Annotated in this window: 14 protein-coding genes and 1 pseudogene; 9 read left to right on the forward strand and 6 right to left on the reverse strand. The window is 73.0% G+C overall.

Features of this window, described 5'->3' with window-relative positions; all coding sequences use genetic code 11:
- Positions 1-552 precede the first annotated feature (552 nt).
- Positions 553-2,358, forward strand: coding sequence for a phosphatidylglycerol lysyltransferase domain-containing protein (locus ACGFYV_RS22605; RefSeq protein ID WP_393880222.1), 1,806 nt, complete (start codon positions 553-555; stop codon positions 2,356-2,358).
- Between the two features lie 27 nt (positions 2,359-2,385).
- Positions 2,386-3,120 (forward strand): hypothetical protein, encoded by a 735-nt coding sequence (locus ACGFYV_RS22610; protein ID WP_393880223.1) that lies wholly within the window; start codon positions 2,386-2,388, stop codon positions 3,118-3,120.
- Here ACGFYV_RS22610 and ACGFYV_RS22615 read toward each other — a convergent pair.
- Positions 3,060-3,824: a hypothetical protein gene (locus ACGFYV_RS22615; RefSeq protein WP_393880224.1), complete on the reverse strand. Its 765-nt coding sequence runs from the start codon at positions 3,822-3,824 to the stop codon at positions 3,060-3,062. The genes ACGFYV_RS22610 and ACGFYV_RS22615 overlap by 61 nt on opposite strands.
- A gap of 103 nt (positions 3,825-3,927) precedes the next feature.
- Here ACGFYV_RS22615 and ACGFYV_RS22620 point away from each other — a divergent pair, with 103 nt between their 5' ends.
- Positions 3,928-4,713, forward strand: a complete 786-nt coding sequence (locus ACGFYV_RS22620) for an adenosylcobinamide-GDP ribazoletransferase (RefSeq protein ID WP_393880225.1) — start codon at positions 3,928-3,930, stop codon at positions 4,711-4,713.
- Positions 4,714-4,726: 13 nt separating this feature from the next.
- On the opposite strand, the gene ACGFYV_RS22625 is transcribed toward ACGFYV_RS22620, so the two are convergent.
- The 4 genes from ACGFYV_RS22625 to ACGFYV_RS22640 form a co-directional block, all read right to left on the reverse strand.
- Positions 4,727-5,449, reverse strand: coding sequence for a spherulation-specific family 4 protein (locus ACGFYV_RS22625; RefSeq protein ID WP_393880226.1), 723 nt, complete (start codon positions 5,447-5,449; stop codon positions 4,727-4,729).
- Positions 5,446-6,969: a hypothetical protein gene (locus tag ACGFYV_RS22630; RefSeq protein ID WP_393880227.1), complete on the reverse strand. Its 1,524-nt coding sequence runs from the start codon at positions 6,967-6,969 to the stop codon at positions 5,446-5,448. The genes ACGFYV_RS22625 and ACGFYV_RS22630 overlap by 4 nt, the downstream gene beginning before the upstream one ends.
- Complete coding sequence (pelF, locus tag ACGFYV_RS22635; RefSeq protein ID WP_393880228.1) at positions 6,966-8,486, reverse strand: GT4 family glycosyltransferase PelF; 1,521 nt, start codon at positions 8,484-8,486, stop codon at positions 6,966-6,968. Before pelF ends, ACGFYV_RS22630 begins: the two co-directional genes overlap by 4 nt.
- A 174-nt stretch (positions 8,487-8,660) precedes the next feature.
- Positions 8,661-10,718 (reverse strand): hypothetical protein, encoded by a 2,058-nt coding sequence (locus ACGFYV_RS22640; protein ID WP_393880229.1) that lies wholly within the window; start codon positions 10,716-10,718, stop codon positions 8,661-8,663.
- Between the two features lie 342 nt (positions 10,719-11,060).
- On the opposite strand from ACGFYV_RS22640, the gene ACGFYV_RS22645 reads away from it, so the two are divergent.
- The 6 genes from ACGFYV_RS22645 (at position 11,061) to ACGFYV_RS22670 (ending at position 20,992) form a co-directional block, all read left to right on the forward strand.
- A complete protein-coding gene (locus ACGFYV_RS22645) occupies positions 11,061-12,587 on the forward strand; it encodes a leucyl aminopeptidase (protein ID WP_393880230.1) in 1,527 nt (508 codons plus the stop codon).
- Between the two features lie 484 nt (positions 12,588-13,071).
- Positions 13,072-14,460 carry a dihydrolipoyl dehydrogenase gene (gene lpdA, locus ACGFYV_RS22650; protein WP_393880231.1) on the forward strand — a complete coding sequence of 463 codons (1,389 nt, stop codon included), beginning with the start codon at positions 13,072-13,074 and terminating at the stop codon, positions 14,458-14,460.
- A gap of 60 nt (positions 14,461-14,520) precedes the next feature.
- On the forward strand, positions 14,521-16,323 hold the full coding sequence (gene sucB, locus ACGFYV_RS22655; protein WP_393880232.1) for a 2-oxoglutarate dehydrogenase, E2 component, dihydrolipoamide succinyltransferase: 1,803 nt from the start codon (positions 14,521-14,523) through the stop codon (positions 16,321-16,323).
- A gap of 222 nt (positions 16,324-16,545) precedes the next feature.
- Positions 16,546-17,169: a GntR family transcriptional regulator gene (locus ACGFYV_RS22660; protein WP_393880233.1), complete on the forward strand. Its 624-nt coding sequence runs from the start codon at positions 16,546-16,548 to the stop codon at positions 17,167-17,169.
- A gap of 406 nt (positions 17,170-17,575) precedes the next feature.
- Positions 17,576-20,287: a pyruvate dehydrogenase (acetyl-transferring), homodimeric type gene (gene aceE / locus ACGFYV_RS22665; RefSeq protein WP_393880234.1), complete on the forward strand. Its 2,712-nt coding sequence runs from the start codon at positions 17,576-17,578 to the stop codon at positions 20,285-20,287.
- A gap of 186 nt (positions 20,288-20,473) precedes the next feature.
- Positions 20,474-20,992, forward strand: a complete 519-nt coding sequence (locus ACGFYV_RS22670; protein WP_393880293.1) for a DUF4240 domain-containing protein — start codon at positions 20,474-20,476, stop codon at positions 20,990-20,992.
- A 235-nt stretch (positions 20,993-21,227) separates the two neighbouring features.
- Here the strand turns inward: ACGFYV_RS22670 and ACGFYV_RS22675 are convergent.
- Positions 21,228-22,100, reverse strand: a pseudogene (locus ACGFYV_RS22675) (peptidoglycan recognition protein); the annotation flags it as partial.
- Positions 22,101-22,209 lie beyond the last annotated feature (109 nt).

Here is a 22,209-nt window from a genome sequence, read left to right on the forward strand (position 1 = left end):
CTGCAAGGAAAGAGGCCGCCGGCCCGGAGAGAAAAGACACCCCGTCACGGTGAGTCCGGCACCGCCGAATTCCGCCACCCCGGCTGAGCGCCGCCGCGGCGGAAAAGGGCGGTGCCCACCGCGTGGAGAGAGGTCGCCAGCGCGGAAGGCAAAGGCACCCAGTCACGGTGAGTTCGGCACCGCCGAATTCCGGCGCCCCGGCTGAGCGCCGTCGCGGCGGAAAGGGGCGGTGCCCATCGCCGCCCGGCGAACAGAGGTCCCGGCCACCGCCGCCGCCCGCGCACAGAGCCGGTGCCCGCCCCCGCCTTGCGAACCGACCCCGCCCGCCACCACGCCGCGGAGGAAGGCCCTGCCGGTCACCGCCCCGCGAACAGCGCTCCCGCACACCACCACCCTGCGAACAGCGCCCCCGCACACCGCCACCCCGAGAACAGCGACCCCACTCACCCAAGCCCCGCCCAGAACAGCAACCCCACCCGCCCAAGCCCCGCAGGGGGAGGTGCGGGGTGGGGGCGGTGCGGTTGGCGGGGTGGGCCAATATGATCCTTCCTCATGGGAGATGCCCGAATTGCTGCGGAACAGGAAGCGAGCCCGGGGCGCCCGGGTGACACGGTGCGGGCGGGCGGCGCAGCCTCTTCGCGGGCCGCGGCCTTCGCCGTCTGGTACCTGCGGGCCGTCACCTTCATCAACTTCCTCAGCGCGGTGTGGGTGTCCCTCGGCCAGGACGTGCGCCGGCACAACCAGGAGAACTTCTTCACGCCGTACCTGCTGACGGCCGGCTTCGCCTCGGGCGTGTTCACCGCGTTCCTGGCGATCACCATGCGGCGCCGCAAGCGGGCCGCGTGGATCCTGAACCTGGTGCTGAGCGGCCTGTTCCTGGCCCTGTTCGCCTTCGCGATGGCGTTCCCGGAGATCCGGCGGTACGCGCAGAACTGGGTCTCACTGGTGCTGACGGCCGCGTTCGTGGGCGCGCTGCTGGTCGGGCGCCGGGAGTTCTACGCCAAGGGCGACCGGTCCAACCCGCGGCTCGCCGCGACCGTGGCCGTGGGCGGCGGGCTCGTGGCCTCGCTGCTCGCGGGGCTGCTGGTGACGGTCACCAACCAGGCACCGGAAGCGGCCCGTTCGACGTTCCTGGAGCGCTGGCACTACGGCACCCTGCGCCTGGTGTCGGTGGCCGCCGAAGGCTCCCGCTTCCCGGACATCGACCCGCCCAACCTGACCAACGTGTCCATCAACGTGCTCAGCACGGTCCTGGTCCTCGCCGTCTTCTACGCCGCCTTCCGCTCCCGCCGTGCCGTCGACCCGCTCACCGAGGACGACGAGAAGCGGCTGCGGGCCCTGCTGGAGCGGCACGGCGACCGGGACTCGCTCGGCTACTTCGCGCTGCGCCGGGAGAAGAGCGTGGTGTGGTCGCCGACCGGGAAGGCTGCCGTCGCCTACCGGGTGGTCGGCGGGGTGAGCCTCGCCTCCGGGGATCCGATCGGGGATCCGGAGGCCTGGCCCGGGGCGATCGCTCCGTGGCTGGCCGAGGCGCGGGCGCACGGCTGGATCCCGGCGGTGATGGGGGCGAGCGAGGAGGCCGGGACCGTCTACGCCCGGCACGGTCTGGACGCGCTGGAACTGGGTGACGAGGCGCTCGTGGAGGTCGCCGACTTCACGCTGGAGGGGCGGGCGATGCGGACCGTCCGGCAGGCGTACAACCGGGTGAAGCGGGCCGGGTACGAGGTGCGGATCCGGAGACACGAAGACATCTCAGACATCCCGGCGGACGAGATGGCGTATCTCGTCGAGCGGGCGGACGACTGGCGGGACGGGGCGACCGAGCGCGGGTTCAGCATGGCGCTCGGCCGGCTCGGGGACCCCGAGGACGGGCAGTGCGTGATGCTGGAGTGCACCGACGGCGAGGGCAGGCTTCGGGCCCTGCTGTCGTTCGTGCCGTGGGGCCCGCACGGGCTGTCCCTCGACCTGATGCGGCGGGACCGCGACTGCGACAACGGGCTGATGGAGTTCATGGTCATCGAGCTGCTGCGGCGGGCCGGGGAGATCGGGATCACGCAGGTCTCCCTCAACTTCGCGATGTTCCGGTCGGTCTTCGAGCGCGGCGCGCGCCTGGGGGCCGGCCCGGTGCTGAGGCTGTGGCGGTCACTGCTCAGCTTCTTCTCCCGCTGGTGGCAGATCGAGTCGCTGTACCGGGCGAACGCGAAGTACCGTCCCATCTGGGAGCCGCGGTTCCTGCTCTTCGAGAAGAGCGCGGACCTGCCGCGCATCGGCCTCGCCTCGGCCCGCGCGGAGGGGTTCCTGGAGGCGCCGGGCCTGCCGAAGTGGCTGCACCGGCGGCATCTGGACACGCACCGATGAGGAACGCCCGATGAGACGACTCGCCCGATGAGACGACTCGCCCGGTGGGGCCGGGCCGAGTGGGGGCCGTTGTACGTCACTGTCCGCGACCGTCTGCTGGAGCGGGGCCCGTGGGCGGTTCCGGTGACGCTGGCGGGGGTGTGCCTGACGGCGCTCCTGCAGTACGTGCAGAACCAGCCGTGGGGCTTTCAGCTGGTGCAGAACGTGGGCGCCGTACGCGCCCAGGACCCGCTGGGGCTCGCGCTGCTGCGCACGCCCCTGTCGCTGTACGTGCCGGCGCTGGACCTGCCCGTGTGGGGGGCGCTGGCGCAGATCCTGTTCGTGTTCGGGATCGCCGAGATCTGTCTGGGCTGGTCGCGGACGCTGACCATCGCGTACGCCGCCACGCTCGCCGGGACGCTGTACGCGCGCGTGGGCATCGCGCTCGGCCCGCACGCCCCGTTCGGGCTGCCCGCCTCCGACGCGCAGGTGGTGGACACGGGCCCGTCGGCGGCCGTGGTGGGGCTCGCCGTGTTCGTGGCCTGGCGCTACGGCGCGGATGTCACGGCGAGCGCGGTGACCGCCGCGATAGTGGCGGAGGTGCTGCTCAAGGAGAACCTGGCGGGCAAGGAGCATCTGGCCGCGCTGAGCGCGGTGGGGGTGCTGTGTCTGCTGTCGGCGGCGCGGCACCGGTACGGGGGTCCGCCGCTGCCGCTGCCGGTTCACCGGTTGCCGGGCAGACGGGCCGGGCGCGGGTCGGGTTTCCCGCCGATCCAGTCCTGAACGACGCGCCGGGGTCCGGCCCAGCGCCGGTCGTGGTGGTAGGCGCGCAGGGTGGCCCTGGCGCGGGCTCGGGGGCGGTTGCCGTAGAAGCGGCGGGCCCACGGGGAGGTGGGGCGGGCCAGGCGGATCGCGCCGACGAGGGCGATCAGGGGCACGATCGCCCCGAAGATCGCGATGCGGGTCTTGCCCTTGCTCAGCGCGACGAGGGCGAAGAGGAAGTTCACGACGATGGTGGCGGCGGCGGTGCCCCGGTTGTGGAGTTCCTCCTGGGAGAGGTCGCTGACGCCGAACGGGGAGAAGCCGGCCAGCAGCAGCCCGACCAGGGCGGCGGTGAGCACGACGGCCTCGACGCTCTTGCGGCCCTCCGCGCTCCAGTAGACGTCGTCGAGGTGCAGGATCAGGGCGAACTCGTCGAGCACCAGCCCGGCGCCGATGCCGAAGACGACGGCGGAGACGGCCGCGTCGGCGCCGTGCCGGTCGCTGGCGACCGCGCCGAAGCCGCCGACGACGGTGAGGACGACGCCGGGTACGACGTGGTGGATGTGCAGCCCGCCCGCCTTGATGTTGCCGAAGGGGCCTTTGCCCGCCCGGATGAGGCGCGTGATGATCCGGGTGACGACGAAGGTGAGGACGAAGGCGGCGAGGGCCAGCAGGAGCGGGAGTTTGCCCGGCTCCAGGATGTTCCGCGCCCACCAGTGCCCCATGTGCGCACTTTATCCATACATGTGCGCACTTTTTATCCCACATGTGCACACGGTGTCCCCGGGCGCCGCGGGGAGCCCGCCGCCCGCCGGGTAGCCTGCGCCGGTGCTCACGACCTCCCCCTTCGACGGACTCCGCTTCGCCTTCGGCACCCTCACCGTGCTGCCCGTACGGGTGCACCGCTGGGACCGCCGGGCGGCCCGCGCGGGCATGCTGGCCGCCCCGGTGGCCGGGCTGGTGGTGGGGGCCGGCGCGGCGGGGCTCGGGCTGCTGCTGCTCTTCCTCGGCGCCGGTCCGCTGCTCGCCGCCGTCGCCTCGGTGGCCGTGCCGGCCGCGCTGACCCGGGGGCTGCACCTCGACGGGCTCGCGGACACGGCGGACGGGCTGGGCAGCGGGAAGCCCGCCGAGGACGCGCTGCGGATCATGAAGCAGTCGGACATCGGGCCGTTCGGGGTGATCACCCTGCTGCTGGTGCTGCTGGCGCAGGTCGCCGCGCTGGCGCGGCTCTACGGCGACTCGTGGGCGCGGGGCGCTGTCGCGGCGGTCGTCTCGGCGGTCGTGGCACGGCTCGCGCTCACCCTGGCCGCGCGCACCGGGGTGCCGGCCGCCCGCCCGGAGGGGCTCGGGGCGGCGGTCGCCGGGGTGGTGCCGGTGCCGGGCGCGCTGGCCGTCACGAGCGCCGTCACGCTCGTGACGGCCGCCTGGGGAGCGGCTTCCGGCCCCCTCGGAGCCCTCCGGACCGCGGTCGCCGTCCTGCTGGCACTGGCCGCCGCCGAACTCCTGCTGCGCCGCTGCGTCCGGCGCTTCGGCGGGGTCACCGGGGACGTGTTCGGGGCGCTCGCGGAGACGGCGGCGACGACCGCGCTCGTGGTGCTGTCCCTGGGCCGTTAGGGGTGGGCGCGCTTCAGCGGGCGGGGTCGAGACCGTGGGGCAGTGTGCCCCAGGGGTGAGCGCCCGTGCCGGGCACCGCGCAGTGCACGTCGGCGCCCCGCTCCCGGGCCTCCCCCTCGGCGTCGGCGCCGGCCGGCACCCCGTACACCAGGTGGCACAGCCGCACCCCCGGCGGACGGTGCCGGGGCCCTGCGGGGGTGCGCCGGTACGCGGCCCACGGGCCCTCGAAGGTGACGAGGAGGTCGGCCAGGGCCGCGTACGCCGGGTGCGGCGGGGTGCCGTGGTTCAGCGCGAGCGTGCCGGATCCGAGGCGGCGGGCCGCCGCGGCCAGCCGCTCGTAGTGGGGCAACTCGCCGAGCCCTGACGGCACTTGGTCGAGGAAGTCGCCGTGGGTGCCGTACCACTCGCGGTGCCGGCGCAGATCGCGTACGACGTCCTCGTACGGCCGTGCGCCGTAGCCGGTGTCGGTGTAGCCGAGCAGGGTGATGCCCGCGGTCCGCAGCCGGGCGGCGGTCTCGGCGAAGGCCGGATCGGGCCGGTCGCCGGGGCCGCTGGCCGGGTTGAGGACGACGCCGTACAGGCGGGGCGCCGCCGCGAGGATCGCCGCCCACTCGGCGGGGCGGACGGCGGGGTGCTCGTAGTACGGGACCAGCAGGGTGTTCGCCGCAGGGTCCGCCTGGGTGTTCGCCTGCGTGTTCGCCGGGGTGTTCGCCGTAGGGTCCTGCGGGGTGTTCATCGGTGGGCGGTCGCCCTTCCCAGCAGGACGCGGGCCAGGGCGGCCTGGGCGGTGGCGGCGCTCGCGTACACGACGAGGGCGACGGTCCCGGGGGCGCCCGTGCGGGTGAGCAGCGCCAGGCTCTGGGCGAGGGCGGCCGCGCAGCACACCGCCGTCGTGCCGAGGACGGTGCCGAAGGACTGGAGCAGCAGTCCCGTCCACAGGACCGCGCCGAGCGCGAGCAGTCCGGCCAGGCGGACGCCGGTGGGCACGGGGGCGTGCGGCCACAGCGCGGTGGTGGCGAGCGCCAGGGCGAGCAGGGCGGCCAGGTATCCGCCGAGGCAGCGGGCCAGGGTGCGGGCCGCTCGGCGGCGGAACGCCCGTGACGTGCCGCTGGCCCGCAGCCCGGCGACTCCCCCGCCCCGGAACCGGTACAGCAGCCATTCGGCGGGCCCCATGCTGAGCGTCAGGGCCACGGCCGCGGGCGCCTCGACGGCGCTGCGCTCGGCGCCGGTGAGGACGTCACCGAGGGCGGCGTACACGACCAGCGCGCCCGTGGCGAGGCCGAAGACGGCGTACGGCAGGGAGGCGAGGAGCGGGGGGCCGGCGACCGCCGGGCGGGCGCGGCCGGCGCCGCGGCGGCGGCCGGCCGGCAGCAGCGCGGCGAGCCCCGCGGGCCGGCTTCCGTCGCCCGGCGCCTTGGCGGCCGGGGCGACTTCGAGGAGGGCGAGGGTGGCGACGGCGCTGAGGGAGGTCACCAGGAGGAGCAGTCGGGCCGGTTCGGGCACGGGATGGACGAGGGCGAGCAGGGCACCCGCCGTCATGGGGAGCAGGGCGGCGAGCAGGACCCGCTCCCGGCCCAGCACGAGCAGCACGCCGGCCGCGCCCAGGTAGCAGGACTGTCCGGCCGCGAACGCGGCGGCGGCCGGGTGGGCCCGGTCCGCGACGGCGAGGGCGACGAGGGTGCCGAGCAGCATGCCCGCCGGAGCGCCGACGAGCAGGCAGCGGCGGGCGGCCGGAAGGTCACCGAGGCTCAGCCAGGAGTGGGCGCGGTGGGCGAGCCCCTGGTTGAAGGCCCAGCCGCACAGCGCCCCGGCCAGCAGCGGGAGGGTGCCCGGCGGCAGTCCGTACGCCTCGTGCGGCCCTGCGAGCAGCGGGGCGCCCAGGACGTAGGCGAAGCCCGGCAGCGCGAAGACGAGCCCGCGCAGCAGGCAGCCGAGCAGGCCGGCCCGCCAGGAGTCGGGGTGGGCGCCGTCGGGTTCGGGGTGCCGGCGCGGGGTGCGGCCGTACAGTTCCTCGGCGAGCGCGAAGGAGTCCCGGACGCCGTAGCGCTCGCGTATCCGGGCGTCCGTGAGGCCGTCGGCCTCCAGCAGGGCCGCCACCTCGTCGGGGTGGACGGCCGCGGCGACGAACGCGTCCAGTTCGCGGGCGAGTTCGCCGATCGGGTCGGTCCCGGTCCCGGTCCCCGTCACCCGGTCCGGCCGCCGGGGCTGGTGCGGGATGCCGGGCAGGGTGGCGGGGAGGCGCACATGGTCGCTCACCAGTCGGTCCCGTCCGTCGCGACGGCCGCGTACCAGGGGTCGCGCAGTTCCCGGGTCCAGTCGGCGACCGTCTCGACCGTCGGCTCGTACACCTCGGGCAGGCCGGCGAGTTCCTGGTAGATGGTGCGGAAGTTGTCGACCGAGCGGCGCAGTGTGAACCGGTCGATCACGCGCTGCCGGGCCAGTCCGCCCAGGCGCAGGCGCCGTTCGTCGTCGCGCAGGAGGGTCAGGGCGGCGGCGGCCGTCTTCTCCGGTTCGCGCGGCGGTACGACCAGACCGGTGTCGCCGACGGCCTCGCGGACCCCTCCGACATCGGTCGAGACGGTCGTACGACCGCAGGACATGGCCTCGATGATCGAGAACGGGAAGCCCTCGGAGATGGAGGTGAGCATGACGATGTGGCCGGCCGCGTAGGCGCGCCGGACCTCGGTGACGCGGCCCTCGAAGGTGAGGCCGTCGGTGATGCCGAGTTCGGCGGCGAGCTTCTCCAGGCGGGTGCGGTAGGCCTCGGCGCCGGGCGGGACCGGGCCGAAGAGCCGCAGCCGGGTCTCGGGGAGTTCGGCGCGGACCAGGGCGTAGGCGCGCAGCAGGGTCTCCAGGTCCTTGATGGGGTCGATACGGCCGCACCAGGTGAGGGTGGGCACGTCGGGTTCGGGGCCCGCGTGCGGGAAGGCGTGCGGGTCGACGCCGTTGTAGACCGTGCGGATGCGGTCGGTGTCGGCGCCGCCGCGCTCCTCCCAGCGGCGGTTGTACCGGTTGCACGGTGTGATCAGGTCGGCCGCGCGATAGCCGTGTGAATTCAGTTCACGGTAGAAGCCGAGCATGAACGCCTTCACGGGCCAGCGTTCACCCTCCCCGCGCTGCTCCAGATAGCGCTCGCGCAGATAGATGCCGTGCTCGGTGAGCAGGAACGGCACCCCGTCCAGGTGGTGCGCGGCGAGCGCCGGCAACGTCGCCAGACCGCTGCTGACGGCGTGTGCCACCGAGTCCTCCGGAATCTTCGTGCCCAGCGGGCGCAGGGCGTGCTCCAGCAGGTCGACGGCGGTCAGCGCGTCGTGCACGGTGGGGTGGGCGCCCGCCGTCGGCAGATGCGGCATCGTCCAGATCCACTGCAGCGAGCGCAGCGCCGACTCGGTGCGCAGGGCGGCCGTGAGCCATCCCTCGCGGGCGATGCGGGCCAGCTCGTACAGCGCCTCGCCGAAGTCGCAGCGCGCCTCGGGGTCGAGGAAGGAGAGCAGGAGCTGTTCGTACGCGGCGGTGAAGCGGCGCCGTGCCCTGCCGTACGGGGCGCGGGCGCGGCCGGGGCGCGGGCCCCAGGTCGGCACGGTGACGTGCCGGCGGACGTTGGGCGGCAGCTCCCAGACCACGGGTTCGCGACCGCTGCCGACGAGCGAGACGACGTGGAAGGTGACCTCCGGCATGCCCTTGACGAGTTGGTCGCACCAGGTGCTGACCCCTCCGTGGACGTGCGGGTAGGTGCCTTCGGTGAGCATGGTGACGTGACGGCCTGTACGCATCGCTGCGCGGCTTCCCCCCTGGTTTTCGCGGATGATGTTCGGGGACCTGCGGACCGGAGCCCGGCTGCGGGTCTCCTGTGGCTGGTCGCGCCCCGCGGCGGAGCCGCATGTCGACACGGCCCCGCGCCCCTTCAGGGCTCTGATCCCCCGGCGCCCCCTGCGGAGCGCTCCCCTCTACGGCAGCTTCAGCGTCAGTGCCGGCTGCAGCAGCGCCGGCGTCCCCCACGCCGAGCGTTCGCCGGCGTACGCGGTGCCGAAGGTGGTCGTGCCGAGCAGGAGTTGCTGACGGGTTCCCTCCGGGGCCGTCACCGGGATCCGGGTGCCGGACGGGGCCGTGACGGTCACGGTGTCGCCGATGCGGTAGGCGGTGACCTTGCCGCTGTCGAGCGCGGTCTGCCACACGGCGCGGTTCTGGAGTTCGGCGCCGATGGCGCTCTGGCGCAGGTTGACGATCGGGGTGTCGGCGGCGAACAGCGCCTGGTAGTCGGCGAGGACCCGGTCGAGGACGGGGTAGAGGATGCGGTCCTCGGCCAGGTTGGACTGGTGGGCGTAGTGCGGGCGCGGGTCGTTGGCCAGCACGTGCCCGAGGTCGGTGCGGGCCTCCGCCGGCACGATGTGGTCGGTGTAGCCGGTGGCCGTGTCCAGCGGCTGCGGCAGACAGGTCGAGGTCGGGTTGTTCTCGCAGACCCCGCTGCCGCCGTCGGCTCTGGACGTGTAGATCCAGTTGTACTCGTCGGCCATCTCGGCCTTGGTGCCGACGTTGTAGTACACGTTCATCGGGTAGCGGGGCACGGTGAGCGTGCCGGTGCCCACGGTGCGCTGCGCGGACTCGCGGGAGTTGTCCGAGGCGGTCCACTTCACGCCGTTCGCGGCGAGCGCGGGCCCGAGGTCCGGGTTGTCCTGGGGCTGTTGCGGCAGGGTCTTCAGGCCCGAATGCTCTCCGGTGACGAGTTCGCTGCGGTCGGTGGAAAGGCCGTGCAGCAGCGCCCAGTTGTCGTTGTCCGAGATCTCCCCGGAGATGTCGGAGCGGCTCACCCACCGGGTCGATCCGTCGGTGTTCCTCGCGCAGCTCCACGGCACGGTCGAGGTGTCCTGGACGCAGCCGAGGAAGAGGTGGGTGTAGGTGTGGTTCACCCAGCGGAACTTGGCCCTGTCCGCGAGGAGTTGCGTGGTGAGCGCGTCGGTGCCGCCGTGCTCGCTCTTCCACTCCTCGCCGGCGCCCGCGTTGAACACCATGTCCAGGGTGAAGCCGTGGCTCTGCTCCCAGGAGGCGGCGTACCGGGCGTCGTCCGCGGTCATCCGGATCGGCGTGGTCGTGTCGGCGGTGCCAGTGCCGGTGCCGGTGCCGCAGTCGATGTCGCCGGGCGTGCAGTTGCGGCCGGAGTCCCAGCGGGCGTCGGGCGCGAAGACGTCGTCCACGTGGACGGCGAGGTAGTTGCGGGCCTGGCCGAGGTGCACGCCCTGGGTCAGCCACTCCACGATGCCGCGCGCCAGCACCCGGAACTGCTGCTGGTACTGGTTGTAGGCGAAGGTCAGCACCAGTTCGCGGCGCCCGTCGTGGGCGTACTCGCCGAGCAGGCTGCCGGTGCCGGTGCCACCGGGCACGGGGACGTCGACGTAGCTGGTGAAGCCGGTGCGGGGCCGGGCGACGAAGCCGTAACTCTCCTGGACCGAGGGCGAGTTGTCCTCGAAGGAGAAGGCGCCGTTCAGATAGCCGAAGGGGCCCGCCTTCCCGGCCGCGGTGACGGTGGCGGCGCTGCCGTCGAGGCCGCCGTTGTAGCCGCCCTGGTCGGTGTAGTCGAGGCCGACCTCGGGGTGCGCCCAGGTGGAGGCGTCGACCTGCGGGATGCCGTACGTCCGCTCGTACGTCTCCAGCGCCGTCCACTCGGCCGAGCCGGCGCCGAACGGGGCCTCGTCGGGCAGCACCACGCCCTGGAACTTCGCCCGGGGCCGGCCGTTCACCGTGTCGTCGAGGAACGCGGCGGTGAGGGCGGGGCGGCCGGGGTCGTTCAGGTCGACGCGGGTGTACGGGACGCCCTCGCTCCGCAGTTGTGCGGTGAGGGCGCCGACCTGGCCGCCGCCGTCGTCCACCACCAGGACCCGCAGGTCGATACGCGGATCGGTCGCGGCCGACGCGCCCGGGGCGGCCGTGGTGAGAGCGATCAGAGCGGCGGCCGTCGTGGTGACGGCCACGGCTCTGCGACGACGGGCACGAAGCGCACGCTGCGCCATGGGCAGGTTCCTCCCCCAGAAGATCCCCTGTGGTGAATTCACGGAGGATCGGTGGAAATCATGTGATTCGGCGGGACGACGACCCGCCGGAACCCGACGAGTGTGGCTCAGGTCACCGGCGTCGAGAGGTGGGAAGTGGCCACGACGCCACGCACAGGTGAACGTCCGCAGGAATGAGCGAACGGGCGCACGCGCGTAGTCTCGTCCCGGGTGTTCGCCGACAGGGTGAAGGCCCCGGTGCCGCACACCTCAGGGCCTGGACCTAGGGTCGGCTCTCGGGCCCGGTCGACCCACCCCCGTTCGGCCACAGCAACTTCACATCGGAAGCGAGATCTCACCACCGTGACTGCTCTGACTCTCAGCACCGCCGCGGCGCCCGGCCTGCGGGCCGACGCGATCGTGATCGGTGTCGCCAAGGGTGCCAAGGGACCCGTCGTCGCGCCTGGCGCCGACGCCGTGGACAACGCGTACGACGGCAGGCTGGCCGGCGTCCTGGAGACCCTCGGTGCCTCGGGTGCCGAGGGCGAGCTGACGAAGCTGCCCGCCCCGGCCGGCTTCAAGGCGCCGCTCGTGGTGGCGGTGGGCCTGGGCGCGGAGCCCGGCAAGGACGCCGCGTACGACGCCGAGACGCTGCGCCGGGCCGCCGGTGTGGCGGCCCGCGCCCTCGCCGGCTCCAAGAAGGCCGCGCTCGCCCTGCCCGTCGACGGCCCCGGTGCCCTGGGCGCGATCGCCGAGGGTGTCCTGCTCGGCGCGTACTCCTTCGACACGTACAAGGAGAACGGCAAGGACGCCAAGGGCAAGAACGGCAAGGCTCCGCTGGCGGAGGCCGCGCTGCTCGGCGGCAAGCCCCGCGACGCGGCCCACAAGGACGCCGTCGCCCGTGCCCTCGCGGTCTGCGAGGAGCTGAACCGCGCCCGCGACCTCGTCAACACCCCGCCGAACGACCTGACTCCGGGAGACTTCGCCGCCGTCGCGCAGGCCGCGGCCAAGGAGCACGGCATCAAGGTGCAGGTGCTCGACGACAAGGCGCTCACCAAGGGCGGCTACGGCGGCATCCTCGGCGTCGGCAGCGGCTCGGCGGCGACCCCGCGTCTGGTGAAGCTGTCCTACACGCACCCGAAGGCCGCCAAGAGCCTCGCCTTCGTCGGCAAGGGCATCACGTACGACTCGGGCGGCATCTCCCTCAAGCCGGCCGGGCACAACGAGACGATGAAGTGCGACATGAGCGGTGCGGCCGCCGTGTTCGCCGCGGTCGTCGCCGCCGCGCGGCTCGGCCTGGAGGTCAACGTCACCGGCTGGCTGGCGCTGGCCGAGAACATGCCGTCCGGCTCCGCCGTGCGCCCCGGTGACGTGCTGCGCATGTACAGCGGCAAGACCGTCGAGGTGCTCAACACGGACGCGGAGGGCCGGCTGGTGCTGGCCGACGCGCTGTGGGCGGCCTCGCAGGAGATGCCGGACGCGATCGTGGACGTCGCCACGCTGACCGGCGCGATGGTGCTGGCGCTGGGCAGCCGCACCTTCGGGATCATGGCCAACGACGAGGCGTTCCGCACCGCGCTGCACGAGACGGCGGAGGAGGTCGGCGAGCCCGCCTGGCCGATGCCGATGCCCGACCACCTGCGCAAGGGCATGGAGTCCACCGTCGCCGACATCGCGAACATGGGTGAGCGGATGGGCGGCGGCCTGGTCGCCGGCCTGTTCCTGAGCGAGTTCGTCGCCGACGGCATCACGTGGGCGCACCTCGACATCGCCGGTCCGGCGTTCAACGAGGGCGGTGCCTTCGGGTACACGCCGAAGGGCGGCACCGGCTCCGCCGTGCGCACGCTGGTGCGGTTCGCCGAGCTGACCGCCGCAGGCGAACTGGGCTGAGGCGCTGGGCCGAGGCGCTGGGCCGAGGCACTGGACTGAGGCACTGGACTGAGGCACTGGGCCGAGGCACTGGACTGAGGCGCTGGGCCGAGGCACTGGGCCGAGGCTCCTGAGAGCCCGGTTCCTTCCGTGGTCCGGCGGCCGCGGGGGCGTGGGGGCCGGTCGCGCCCCCGCGGCCGCCGGACCGCGGTACATCACCCCGCGCCCCTGAAGATCGACTGCGCCGGTCTTCGTCGCGGGTGCGCCGTCTTCGTCGCGGGTGCGCCGTCTTCGTCGCGGGTGCGCCGCCCTCCGCGCCCGTTCCGCGCGGAAGTGGGACGTCTCACACCCCGGCCCGGCATCTCGAATGGCCGCGACAAGTGCAAAGATGGAGCCCGGCAGGACAGGGCCCCCACCAAAGGGCCGAAGCATCAAGCGGCCGGACACCAGCCGCCCGTCGGTCACTCGAGACCGGCGCAAGGCGCACATGCATGGAGGACGTGACGTGGCGAACGACGCCAGCACCGTTTTCGACCTAGTGATCCTCGGCGGTGGTAGCGGTGGTTACGCCGCGGCCCTGCGGGGGGCGCAGCTGGGCCTGGACGTCGCCCTGATCGAGAAGGACAAGGTCGGCGGCACCTGCCTGCACCGGGGTTGCATCCCCACCAAGGCCCTGCTCCACGCGGGCGAGATCGCCGACCAGGCCCGCGAGAGCGAGCAGTTCGGCGTCAAGGCCACCTTCGAGGGCATCGACGTCCCGGCCGTCCACAAGTACAAGGACGGCGTCATCGCCGGCCTGTACAAGGGTCTGCAGGGTCTGATCGCCTCCCGCAAGGTGACCTACATCGAGGGTGAGGGCCGGCTGTCCTCCCCCACCTCCGTCGACGTGAACGGGCAGCGGATCCAGGGCCGCCACGTCCTGCTGGCGACCGGCTCCGTGCCGAAGTCCCTGCCGGGCCTGGAGATCGACGGCAACCGCATCATCTCCTCCGACCACGCCCTCGTCCTGGACCGCGTGCCGAAGTCCGCGATCATCCTGGGCGGCGGTGTCATCGGCGTCGAGTTCGCCTCCGCGTGGAAGTCCTTCGGCTCCGACGTCACGGTCGTCGAGGGCCTCAAGCACCTCGTCCCGGTCGAGGACGAGAACAGCTCGAAGCTTCTCGAGCGCGCGTTCCGCAAGCGCGGCATCAAGTTCAGCCTCGGCACCTTCTTCCAGAAGGCCGAGTACACGCAGGACGGCGTGAAGGTCACCCTCGCCGACGGCAAGGAGTTCGAGGCCGAGATCCTCCTCGTCGCCGTCGGCCGCGGCCCGGTCTCCCAGGGCATCGGCTACGAGGAGCAGGGCGTCGCCATGGACCGCGGCTACGTGCTGGTCGACGAGTACATGCGCACGAACGTCCCGACCATCTCCGCCGTCGGTGACCTGGTCCCGACCCTCCAGCTCGCGCACGTCGGCTTCGCCGAGGGCATCCTGGTGGCCGAGCGTCTGGCCGGTCTCAAGGTCGTCCCGATCGACTACGACGGTGTCCCGCGCGTGACGTACTGCCACCCGGAGGTCGCCTCCGTCGGTATCACCGAGGCCAAGGCCAAGGAGATCTACGGCGCGGACAAGGTCGTCGCCCTGAAGTACAACCTGGCGGGCAACGGCAAGAGCAAGATCCTGAACACCGCGGGCGAGATCAAGCTCGTCCAGGTGAAGGACGGTGCCGTGGTCGGCGTCCACATGGTCGGCGACCGCATGGGTGAGCAGGTGGGCGAGGCCCAGCTGATCTACAACTGGGAGGCGCTGCCGGCCGAGGTCGCCCAGCTCATCCACGCCCACCCGACGCAGAACGAGGCGATGGGCGAGGCGCACCTGGCTCTCGCCGGCAAGCCCCTGCACTCCCACGACTGACCCTCGGTCAACGGGCGCGACGACACAGACTTCCGCAATTCGTAAGGAGCAACCGAAACCATGGCGGTTTCCGTAACCCTTCCGGCGCTCGGTGAGAGCGTCACCGAGGGCACTGTCACCCGCTGGCTGAAGGCCGAGGGCGAGCGCGTCGAGGCCGACGAGCCGCTGCTGGAGGTGTCGACCGACAAGGTCGACACCGAGATCCCCTCGCCCGTCTCCGGTGTCCTGTCCTCCATCAAGGTCGCCGAGGACGAGACGGTCGAGGTCGGCGCCGAGCTGGCCATCATCGACGACGGCACGGGCGCGCCTGCTGCCGCTCCCGCCCCGGCCGCCGCCGCGGCCCCGGCCCCCGTGGCCGAGCCCGCCCCGGCCCCGGTCGCCGAGGCCCCCGCGGCTCCGGCCGCCCCGGCTCCCGCCGCCGCCCCGGCCGCCCCGGCCGGTGGCGCCACCGGCACGGACGTGGTCCTGCCGGCGCTCGGTGAGTCCGTCACCGAGGGCACCGTCACCCGCTGGCTGAAGCAGGTCGGCGAGGAGGTCGCGGAGGACGAGCCCCTGCTCGAGGTCTCCACCGACAAGGTCGACACCGAGATCCCGGCACCGGTCGCCGGTGTCCTGCTGGAGATCGTGGTCGGCGAGGACGAGACCGCCGAGGTCGGCGCCAAGCTCGCCGTCATCGGTGCCGCGGGTGCCGCCCCGGCCGCCGCTCCGGCTCCGGCCGCCCCGGCTCCTGCCGCCGCCCCGGCCCCCGTCGCCGCCCCGGCTCCGGCTCCGGTCGCCCCGGCCGCGCCCGCCGCCCCGGCCCCCGTCGCTGCCCCGGCTCCGGCCCCGGCGCCTGTCGCCGCTGCCCCGGCTCCGGCCGCTCCGGCCCCGGTCACCCCGGCCCCCGCCGCCGCTCCTGCCGCTCCCGCCGCCGCCCAGGCGACCGACGAGGGCGCGTACGTCACCCCGCTGGTGCGCAAGCTCGCCGCCGAGAACGGCGTCGACCTGTCCGCCGTCAAGGGCACCGGCGTCGGCGGCCGTATCCGCAAGCAGGACGTCCTCGCCGCCGCCGAGGCCGCGAAGGCCGCCGCCGCTGCCCCGGCTCCGGTCGCCGCCGCTCCGGCTGCCGCCGCCAAGAAGGCGCCGGCGCTGGAGGTCTCCCCGCTGCGTGGCCAGACCGTCAAGATGCCCCGCATCCGCAAGGTCATCGGCGACAACATGGTCAAGGCGCTGCACGAGCAGGCCCAGCTGTCGTCGGTCGTCGAGGTCGACGTCACGCGCCTGATGAAGCTGCGCGCCCGCGCGAAGGACGCCTTCGCGGCCCGTGAGGGCGTCAAGCTCTCCCCGATGCCGTTCTTCGTCAAGGCCGCCGCGCAGGCGCTGAAGGCCCACCCGGTCATCAACGCCAAGATCAACGAGGCCGAGGGGACCATCACCTACTTCGACGCCGAGAACATCGGTATCGCGGTGGACTCCGAGAAGGGCCTGATGACCCCGGTCATCAAGCACGCGGGCGACCTCAACATCGCCGGTATCGCCAAGGCCACGGCCGAGCTGGCCGGCAAGGTCCGCGCCAACAAGATCACCCCGGACGAGCTGTCCGGCGCGACCTTCACCATCTCCAACACCGGTTCGCGCGGTGCCCTGTTCGACACGATCATCGTGCCGCCGGGCCAGGTCGCGATCCTCGGCATCGGTGCCACGGTCAAGCGTCCGGCCGTCATCGAGACCGAGGAGGGCACGGTCATCGGCGTCCGCGACATGACGTACCTGACCCTGTCCTACGACCACCGCCTGGTCGACGGCGCCGACGCGGCCCGTTACCTGACGGCGGTCAAGGCCATCCTGGAGGCGGGCGAGTTCGAGGTCGAGCTGGGCCTCTGAGTCCCCCTGCAAGGTGTACGGCGCCCCGTCCGGGTTCTCCCGGGCGGGGCGCCGTCATGTACGGCGACGCCGCGGCCACCCCGGACGGACCCCTGCGGGCCCGACGGCGTCATAAACGCCGTGTAAGCCTCGTCTCACCTGCACCGAAGCACCCCCTCGGCCACACCGGCGAAGCGAACCCGCCGTATTGTCTAAACGTCAGCCCTCCCTAAGGAGCCCCCCATGACCGCGCCCGTCGTCCACTCGCTGCGCGAACAGATCCGCCAGCACATCGTGGAGGGGATCGTCAGCGGGCGCTGGCAGCCGGGTGAGCGGATCGTGGAGCGGCGGATCGCCACCGAGCTGGAGGTCAGCCAGACGCCGGTGCGGGAGGCGCTGCGCGAGCTGGAGTCGCTGCGGCTGATCGAGTCCGCGCCGAACAAGGGCGTGCGGGTCCGGAACCTGAGCGCGGCGGACCTGGAGGAGAGCTACCCGGTCCGGGCCGGCCTGGAGGCCATCGCGGCGGAGCTGGCGGCCGAGCGCCTCGCCGTGGACTGCACGGCCCTGGAGCCGCATGTGCTGGCCCTGTACGAGGCCGACCGCGCCGCCGACGGCACGGCCCAGGTCCGTCACACGGTCGGCTTCCACCGCGAGCTGGTACGTGCCGCGGGCAACTCGGTACTGCTGCACACCTGGGAGGGGCTCGGCATCGAGGTCTTCACGGCGCTGTCCATCCGCTGGCTGGGCACGGTCCAGCAGTCGTACGCGGAGGAGCACGAGGAGCTGGTGCAGGCCTTCAAGCGCCGGGATCCGCAGATCGCGGAGCTGGTGAAGGCGCACGTCCTCGGCTGCGCGCCGCGCGCGTGACCCACAACGTGAGACGCCGCGTGACGCACCGCGTGACACAGAACGTGACGCACCACGTGACGCACCGCGTGACACACCACGTGACCCAGCACGTGACACACCGCGTGACGCAGGAGAGCGCGGCCCCGCTCATCCTCCGCCCCATCTGCGAAAACAAGGCGATTCCCCGTCACCCGGTGCCATCGGCGAAGGCACCCGGTGCCGACTTTCTCGGAATCGAGACTTTTTGACCTTCCCCCCTTTGATCGATCATCGATCAGGGAGTTAGAGTCACCGACGGACACGCGACGGGGGCGCACATCGACGCCGCCACCGGAGTCCGCCTGCCCTGTCCTGCCAAAGACCTAGGGCAACCCCCGACCCCTTTACCCATGAGGGAACCCCTTCGACTGAGGAAGGCGGCGACATGACCGACCCCAAGGCCATCCAGCCGAGCGCGCTCGACCAGCTCCCGGACCGCGACCCGGAGGAGACCGCCGAATGGCAGGCCTCTCTCGACGCCGTCGCGAGGGAGGCCGGGCCGCACCGCGCCGCATACCTGATGCGCCGCACGCTGGAGCGCGCCGAGGCGGGCGGCGTCGCGCTGCCGAAGCTCCTCGAGACGGACTACGTCAACACCATCCCCACCTCCGCCGAGCCGGGCCTGCCCGGTGACCCGGAGATGGAGGCCCGCATCACCGCGTGGAACCGCTGGAACGCGGCCGCCATGGTGACCCGCGGCGCCAAGCACGGCGTCGGCGGCCACATCGCCACCTTCGCCTCCGCGGCCTGGCTCTACGAGACCGGCTTCAACCACTTCTTCAAGGGCAAGGAGTCCGGGGAGGCCGCCGGGTCCGGCGACCAGCTGTACATCCAGGGCCACGCCTCCCCCGGCATCTACGCCCGCGCCTTCCTCGACGGCCGCCTGACCGAGGCGCAGCTGGACAACTTCCGCCAGGAGTCCGGCGGCAACGGCCTGCCGTCGTACCCGCACCCGCGCCGGCTGCCCTGGCTGTGGGAGTTCCCGACGGTGTCCATGGGCCTCGGCCCGCTGTCGGCGATCTACCAGGCGCGCTTCAACCGCTACCTGACCAACCGCGGCATCAAGGACGTCTCCTCCTCGCACGTGTGGGCGTTCCTCGGTGACGGCGAGATGGACGAGCCCGAGTCGACCGCCGCACTCGCGCTCGCCTCCCGCGAGGGCCTCGACAACCTGACCTTCGTCATCAACTGCAACCTGCAGCGCCTCGACGGCCCGGTCCGCGCCAACTTCAAGATCGTGCAGGAGCTGGAGGCCCAGTTCCGCGGCGCCGGCTGGAACGTCGTCAAGACGCTGTGGGGCACCGCCTGGGACGAGCTGTTCGCCCTCGACACCACGGGCGCGCTCGTACGCCGGCTGCGCGAGGTACCGGACGCGCAGGTCCAGACGTACCAGACCCGCGACGCCGCCTACATCCGCGCCGACTTCTTCGGCAAGGACCCGGCGCTCGCCGAGATGGCGAAGCTGATCGGCGACGACAAGATCCTCGAGTGCTTCCACCTCTCGCGCGGCGGTCACGAGGCCCGCAAGGTCTACGCCGCGTACAAGGCCGCCGTCGAGCACAAGGGCGCGCCGACCGTGATCCTGGCCCAGACGGTCAAGGGCCACACCCTCGGCGAGGGCTTCGCGTCGAAGAACGCCAACCACCAGATGAAGAAGCTGTCGGTGGACGAGTTCAAGACGATGCGGGACCTGCTCGACCTGCCGATCAAGGACAGCGACTTCGCCGACGGCCAGGTGCCCTACGGCCACCCGGGCGCCGACTCCCCCGAGGTCCGCTACCTCCAGGAGCGCCGCGCGGCCCTCGGCGGCCCCGCCCCGGCCCGCCGTACGCACGCGCTCGCCCCGCTGCCCGCCCCCGCCGAGAAGGCGTTCGCCTCCTTCGACAAGGGCTCCGGCTCGCAGAGCGTGGCGACCACCATGGCGTTCGTCCGCCTCGTCAAGGACCTGGTCCGCGACAAGGAGACGGGCAGGCGCTGGGTGCCGATCGTCCCGGACGAGGCGCGCACCTTCGGCATGGAGAGCCTCTTCCCGTCCCTGGGCATCTACTCGCCCAAGGGCCAGACGTACGAGCCGGTCGACCGCGACCAGCTGATGTACTACAAGGAGGCCAAGAACGGCCAGATCCTCAACGAGGGGATCACCGAGGCCGGTTCGATGGCCGACTTCATCGCCGCGTCCACCGCGTACGCGACGCACGGCGAGGCGATGATCCCGTTCTACATCTTCTACTCGATGTTCGGCTGGCAGCGCACGGCCGACCAGATGTGGCAGCTCGGCGACCAGCTCGGCCGCGGCTTCCTCGTCGGCGCGACGGCGGGCCGTACGACGCTGACGGGCGAGGGCCTGCAGCACGCCGACGGCCACTCCCCGGTCATCGCGGCCACCAACCCGGCGGCGCTGACGTACGACCCCGCGTTCGCCTACGAGATCGCGGTGATCGTCCGCGAGGGTCTGCGCCGGATGTACGGCGAGGCCGAGGCGGGCGAGGACCAGAACGTCTTCTACTACCTGACGGTCTACAACGAGCCGATGCCGCAGCCGGCCAAGCCCGCCGGGCCCGGCGTCGACGAGGGCATCGTCAAGGGCCTGTACCGCTTCAACACGGCCGAGTCGGCGGGCGTGACCCCCGCCGCCAACGCCCCGCGCATCCAGCTGCTCAGCTCCGGCACGGCGATCCACTGGGCCCTTGAGGCGCAGAAGCTGCTCGCCGGGGACTGGGGCGTGGCTGCCGACGTGTGGTCCGCGACCTCCTGGTCGGAGCTGCGCCGTGACGCCCTGGAGGCCGACGCGGCCCTGCTGCGCGGCGAGGAGCGCGTGCCGTACGTCCGCCAGGCCCTGCAGGGCGCCGAGGGCCCGGTCCTCGCCGTCTCCGACTACATGCGCCAGGTCCCGGACCAGATCGCGCAGTGGGTCGAGCAGGACTGGTCCTCGCTGGGCGCGGACGGCTTCGGCCTCTCCGACACCCGCGAGGCGGCCCGCCGCCACTTCGGCGTCGACGCGGAGTCGATCGTCGTCGCCGCCCTGGCCCAGCTCGCCCGGCGCGGCGAGGTCAAGGCCACGGCGGTGAAGGAGGCCCGGGACAGGTACGGGCTGTGATCATCGGCTGATTCCCGGGAGGGGGGCGCGGCGGCTGCCGTGCCCCCCTCTTCGTGTCTTCGTCAGTGGCATCGCAGAGGCGCGGCAGGGGCGCTGTACGGACGTACGGACACCTGATAACGATCCGCCGCACTCCGGCGCACTCCACGTGCGGCCCACCGGCTCAGGCCCGATGCTGGTCCCGTGATGGACGAGACGGAGTTCTGGGCGCTGATCGACGCCACCCGCGAGGCCGCCGAGGGCGACCCCGAGGAGCAGGCGGACCTGCTGGTGGACCGGTTGCTCCAGCTGGACCCGGAGATGGTCCTGGACTTCGCCCGTCACTTCGAGGCCCGCTACAACCGGGCCTACCGCTGGGACCTGTGGGGCGCCGCCTGGGTGCTGCTGGACGGGGCCAGCGACGACGCGTTCGACTTCTTCCGCTGCTGGCTGATCGGGGCCGGCCGGGAGGTCTTCGAGGGCGCCCTGCACGACCCGGACTCCCTGGCCGACCTGCTGGACGACTTCGACGAGGAGATCGACGGGGACGGCGAGGAGCTGGGCTACGCCGCCGACGAGGCGTACGAGCAGCTCACCGGGACCGTCGCCCCGGACCTGGGCATCGCCCCGGCCCCCTCGGAACCGGAGGGTTCACCGGTCGAGCTGGAGAACGACCGCGCGCTCGCGCAGCGCTATCCCCGGCTGTGGGAGCGCTTCAGGGAGTGACGCCGGGTGCGGACGGACGCGAGCCGGGCGGGCCGGGCGTGACGGGTGTGCTGGGCGCGCTGGGCGGGCTGGGCGCGCTGGGCGGGCCGGGTGTGCTGGGCGCGCCCGGTGTGGCGGGTGTGCCGGGCGGGCCGGGCGTGCTGGGCGGGCCGGGCGTGGCGGGTGTGCCGGGCGGGCCGGGCGTGCTGGGCGGGCCGGGCGTGGCGGGTGTGCTGGGACGGGCCGGTGCCGGGGGGATGCGGCCCTGCAGCCGGGCCGCGGACTCCCGGATGGCGGGCAGCTGGGCGCTCAGGGAGGCGCCGGGGCAGCTGGTCGGGTAGCCGTCGTCGTGGCCGGAGACGGCGAGGAGGGTGGCGGTGGTGCCGGCCTTGTAGCGGCTGAGGCCGTTGCTGGAGACGAGGCGGACGCGGGCGCGCGGGTCGATGTCGGCGAGGCCCAGTTTCCAGGCGGCGACCCGGGCGATCGCGTCGGTCATGGCCCGGGGCACGGGGACGCCCGCGGTGAAGGTGCCGACGGCCGCGATGCCGGCGGAGCGGTGGTTGAAGCCCTGGGTGTGGGCGCCGGTGACGGCCAGCTCGGCGCCCCCGGCTCGGCCTTCGTAGATGGTGCCGCAGCGGTCGACGAGGAAGTTGTAGCCGATGTCGTCCCAGGCGCGGGCGCCGGTCTGGCCCGCGTACAGGGAGCGGATGATGCGGGGCGTGTCGGCGCAGTCGTAGCCGTTGGGCGAGTCGGTGTGGTGGACGAAGACGGCGATCACCTTGTCGTCGTAGCGCGGGGGCGGCTGGGTGCGCAGGGTGGTGCTGTCCAGCCAGGAGGAGCGGGGCAGGATGGCCGGGCGGGCCGCGTGGTGCGGGGTCGCGGCCTGGGCGGGGGCGGGCCGGGCGACCTGGGCGGTGCCGGCGCTCTCGAAGTCCTGGGCGCACAGGACCAGCGCGAGAACGGCGGCCAGACCGGGCAGACCGCCGAGCAGGACGAGGACGGCACGGGGCACGGGTAGGGGCACGGGTCGCCACTTCCGTGGTCCGGGCCCTCGCATGAGACGCATGGGCCCACTGTCGGACCGGTCCGCCCCGTCCGCGACGTGTGGTGTGCCACCTGGTGGAACCATCCCCCAGGTGCAGGACGTTTCTGGGAGTGCACGCACTCGTGCACCGCGCGGCCCCGGGTGGCCGCTTCGTGGCGTGTGACTGATCATCGGGCCTGTCCCGCCCGTATCA

Source organism: Streptomyces sp. NPDC048297, assembly GCF_043201585.1.
Taxonomy (GTDB): domain Bacteria; phylum Actinomycetota; class Actinomycetes; order Streptomycetales; family Streptomycetaceae; genus Streptomyces.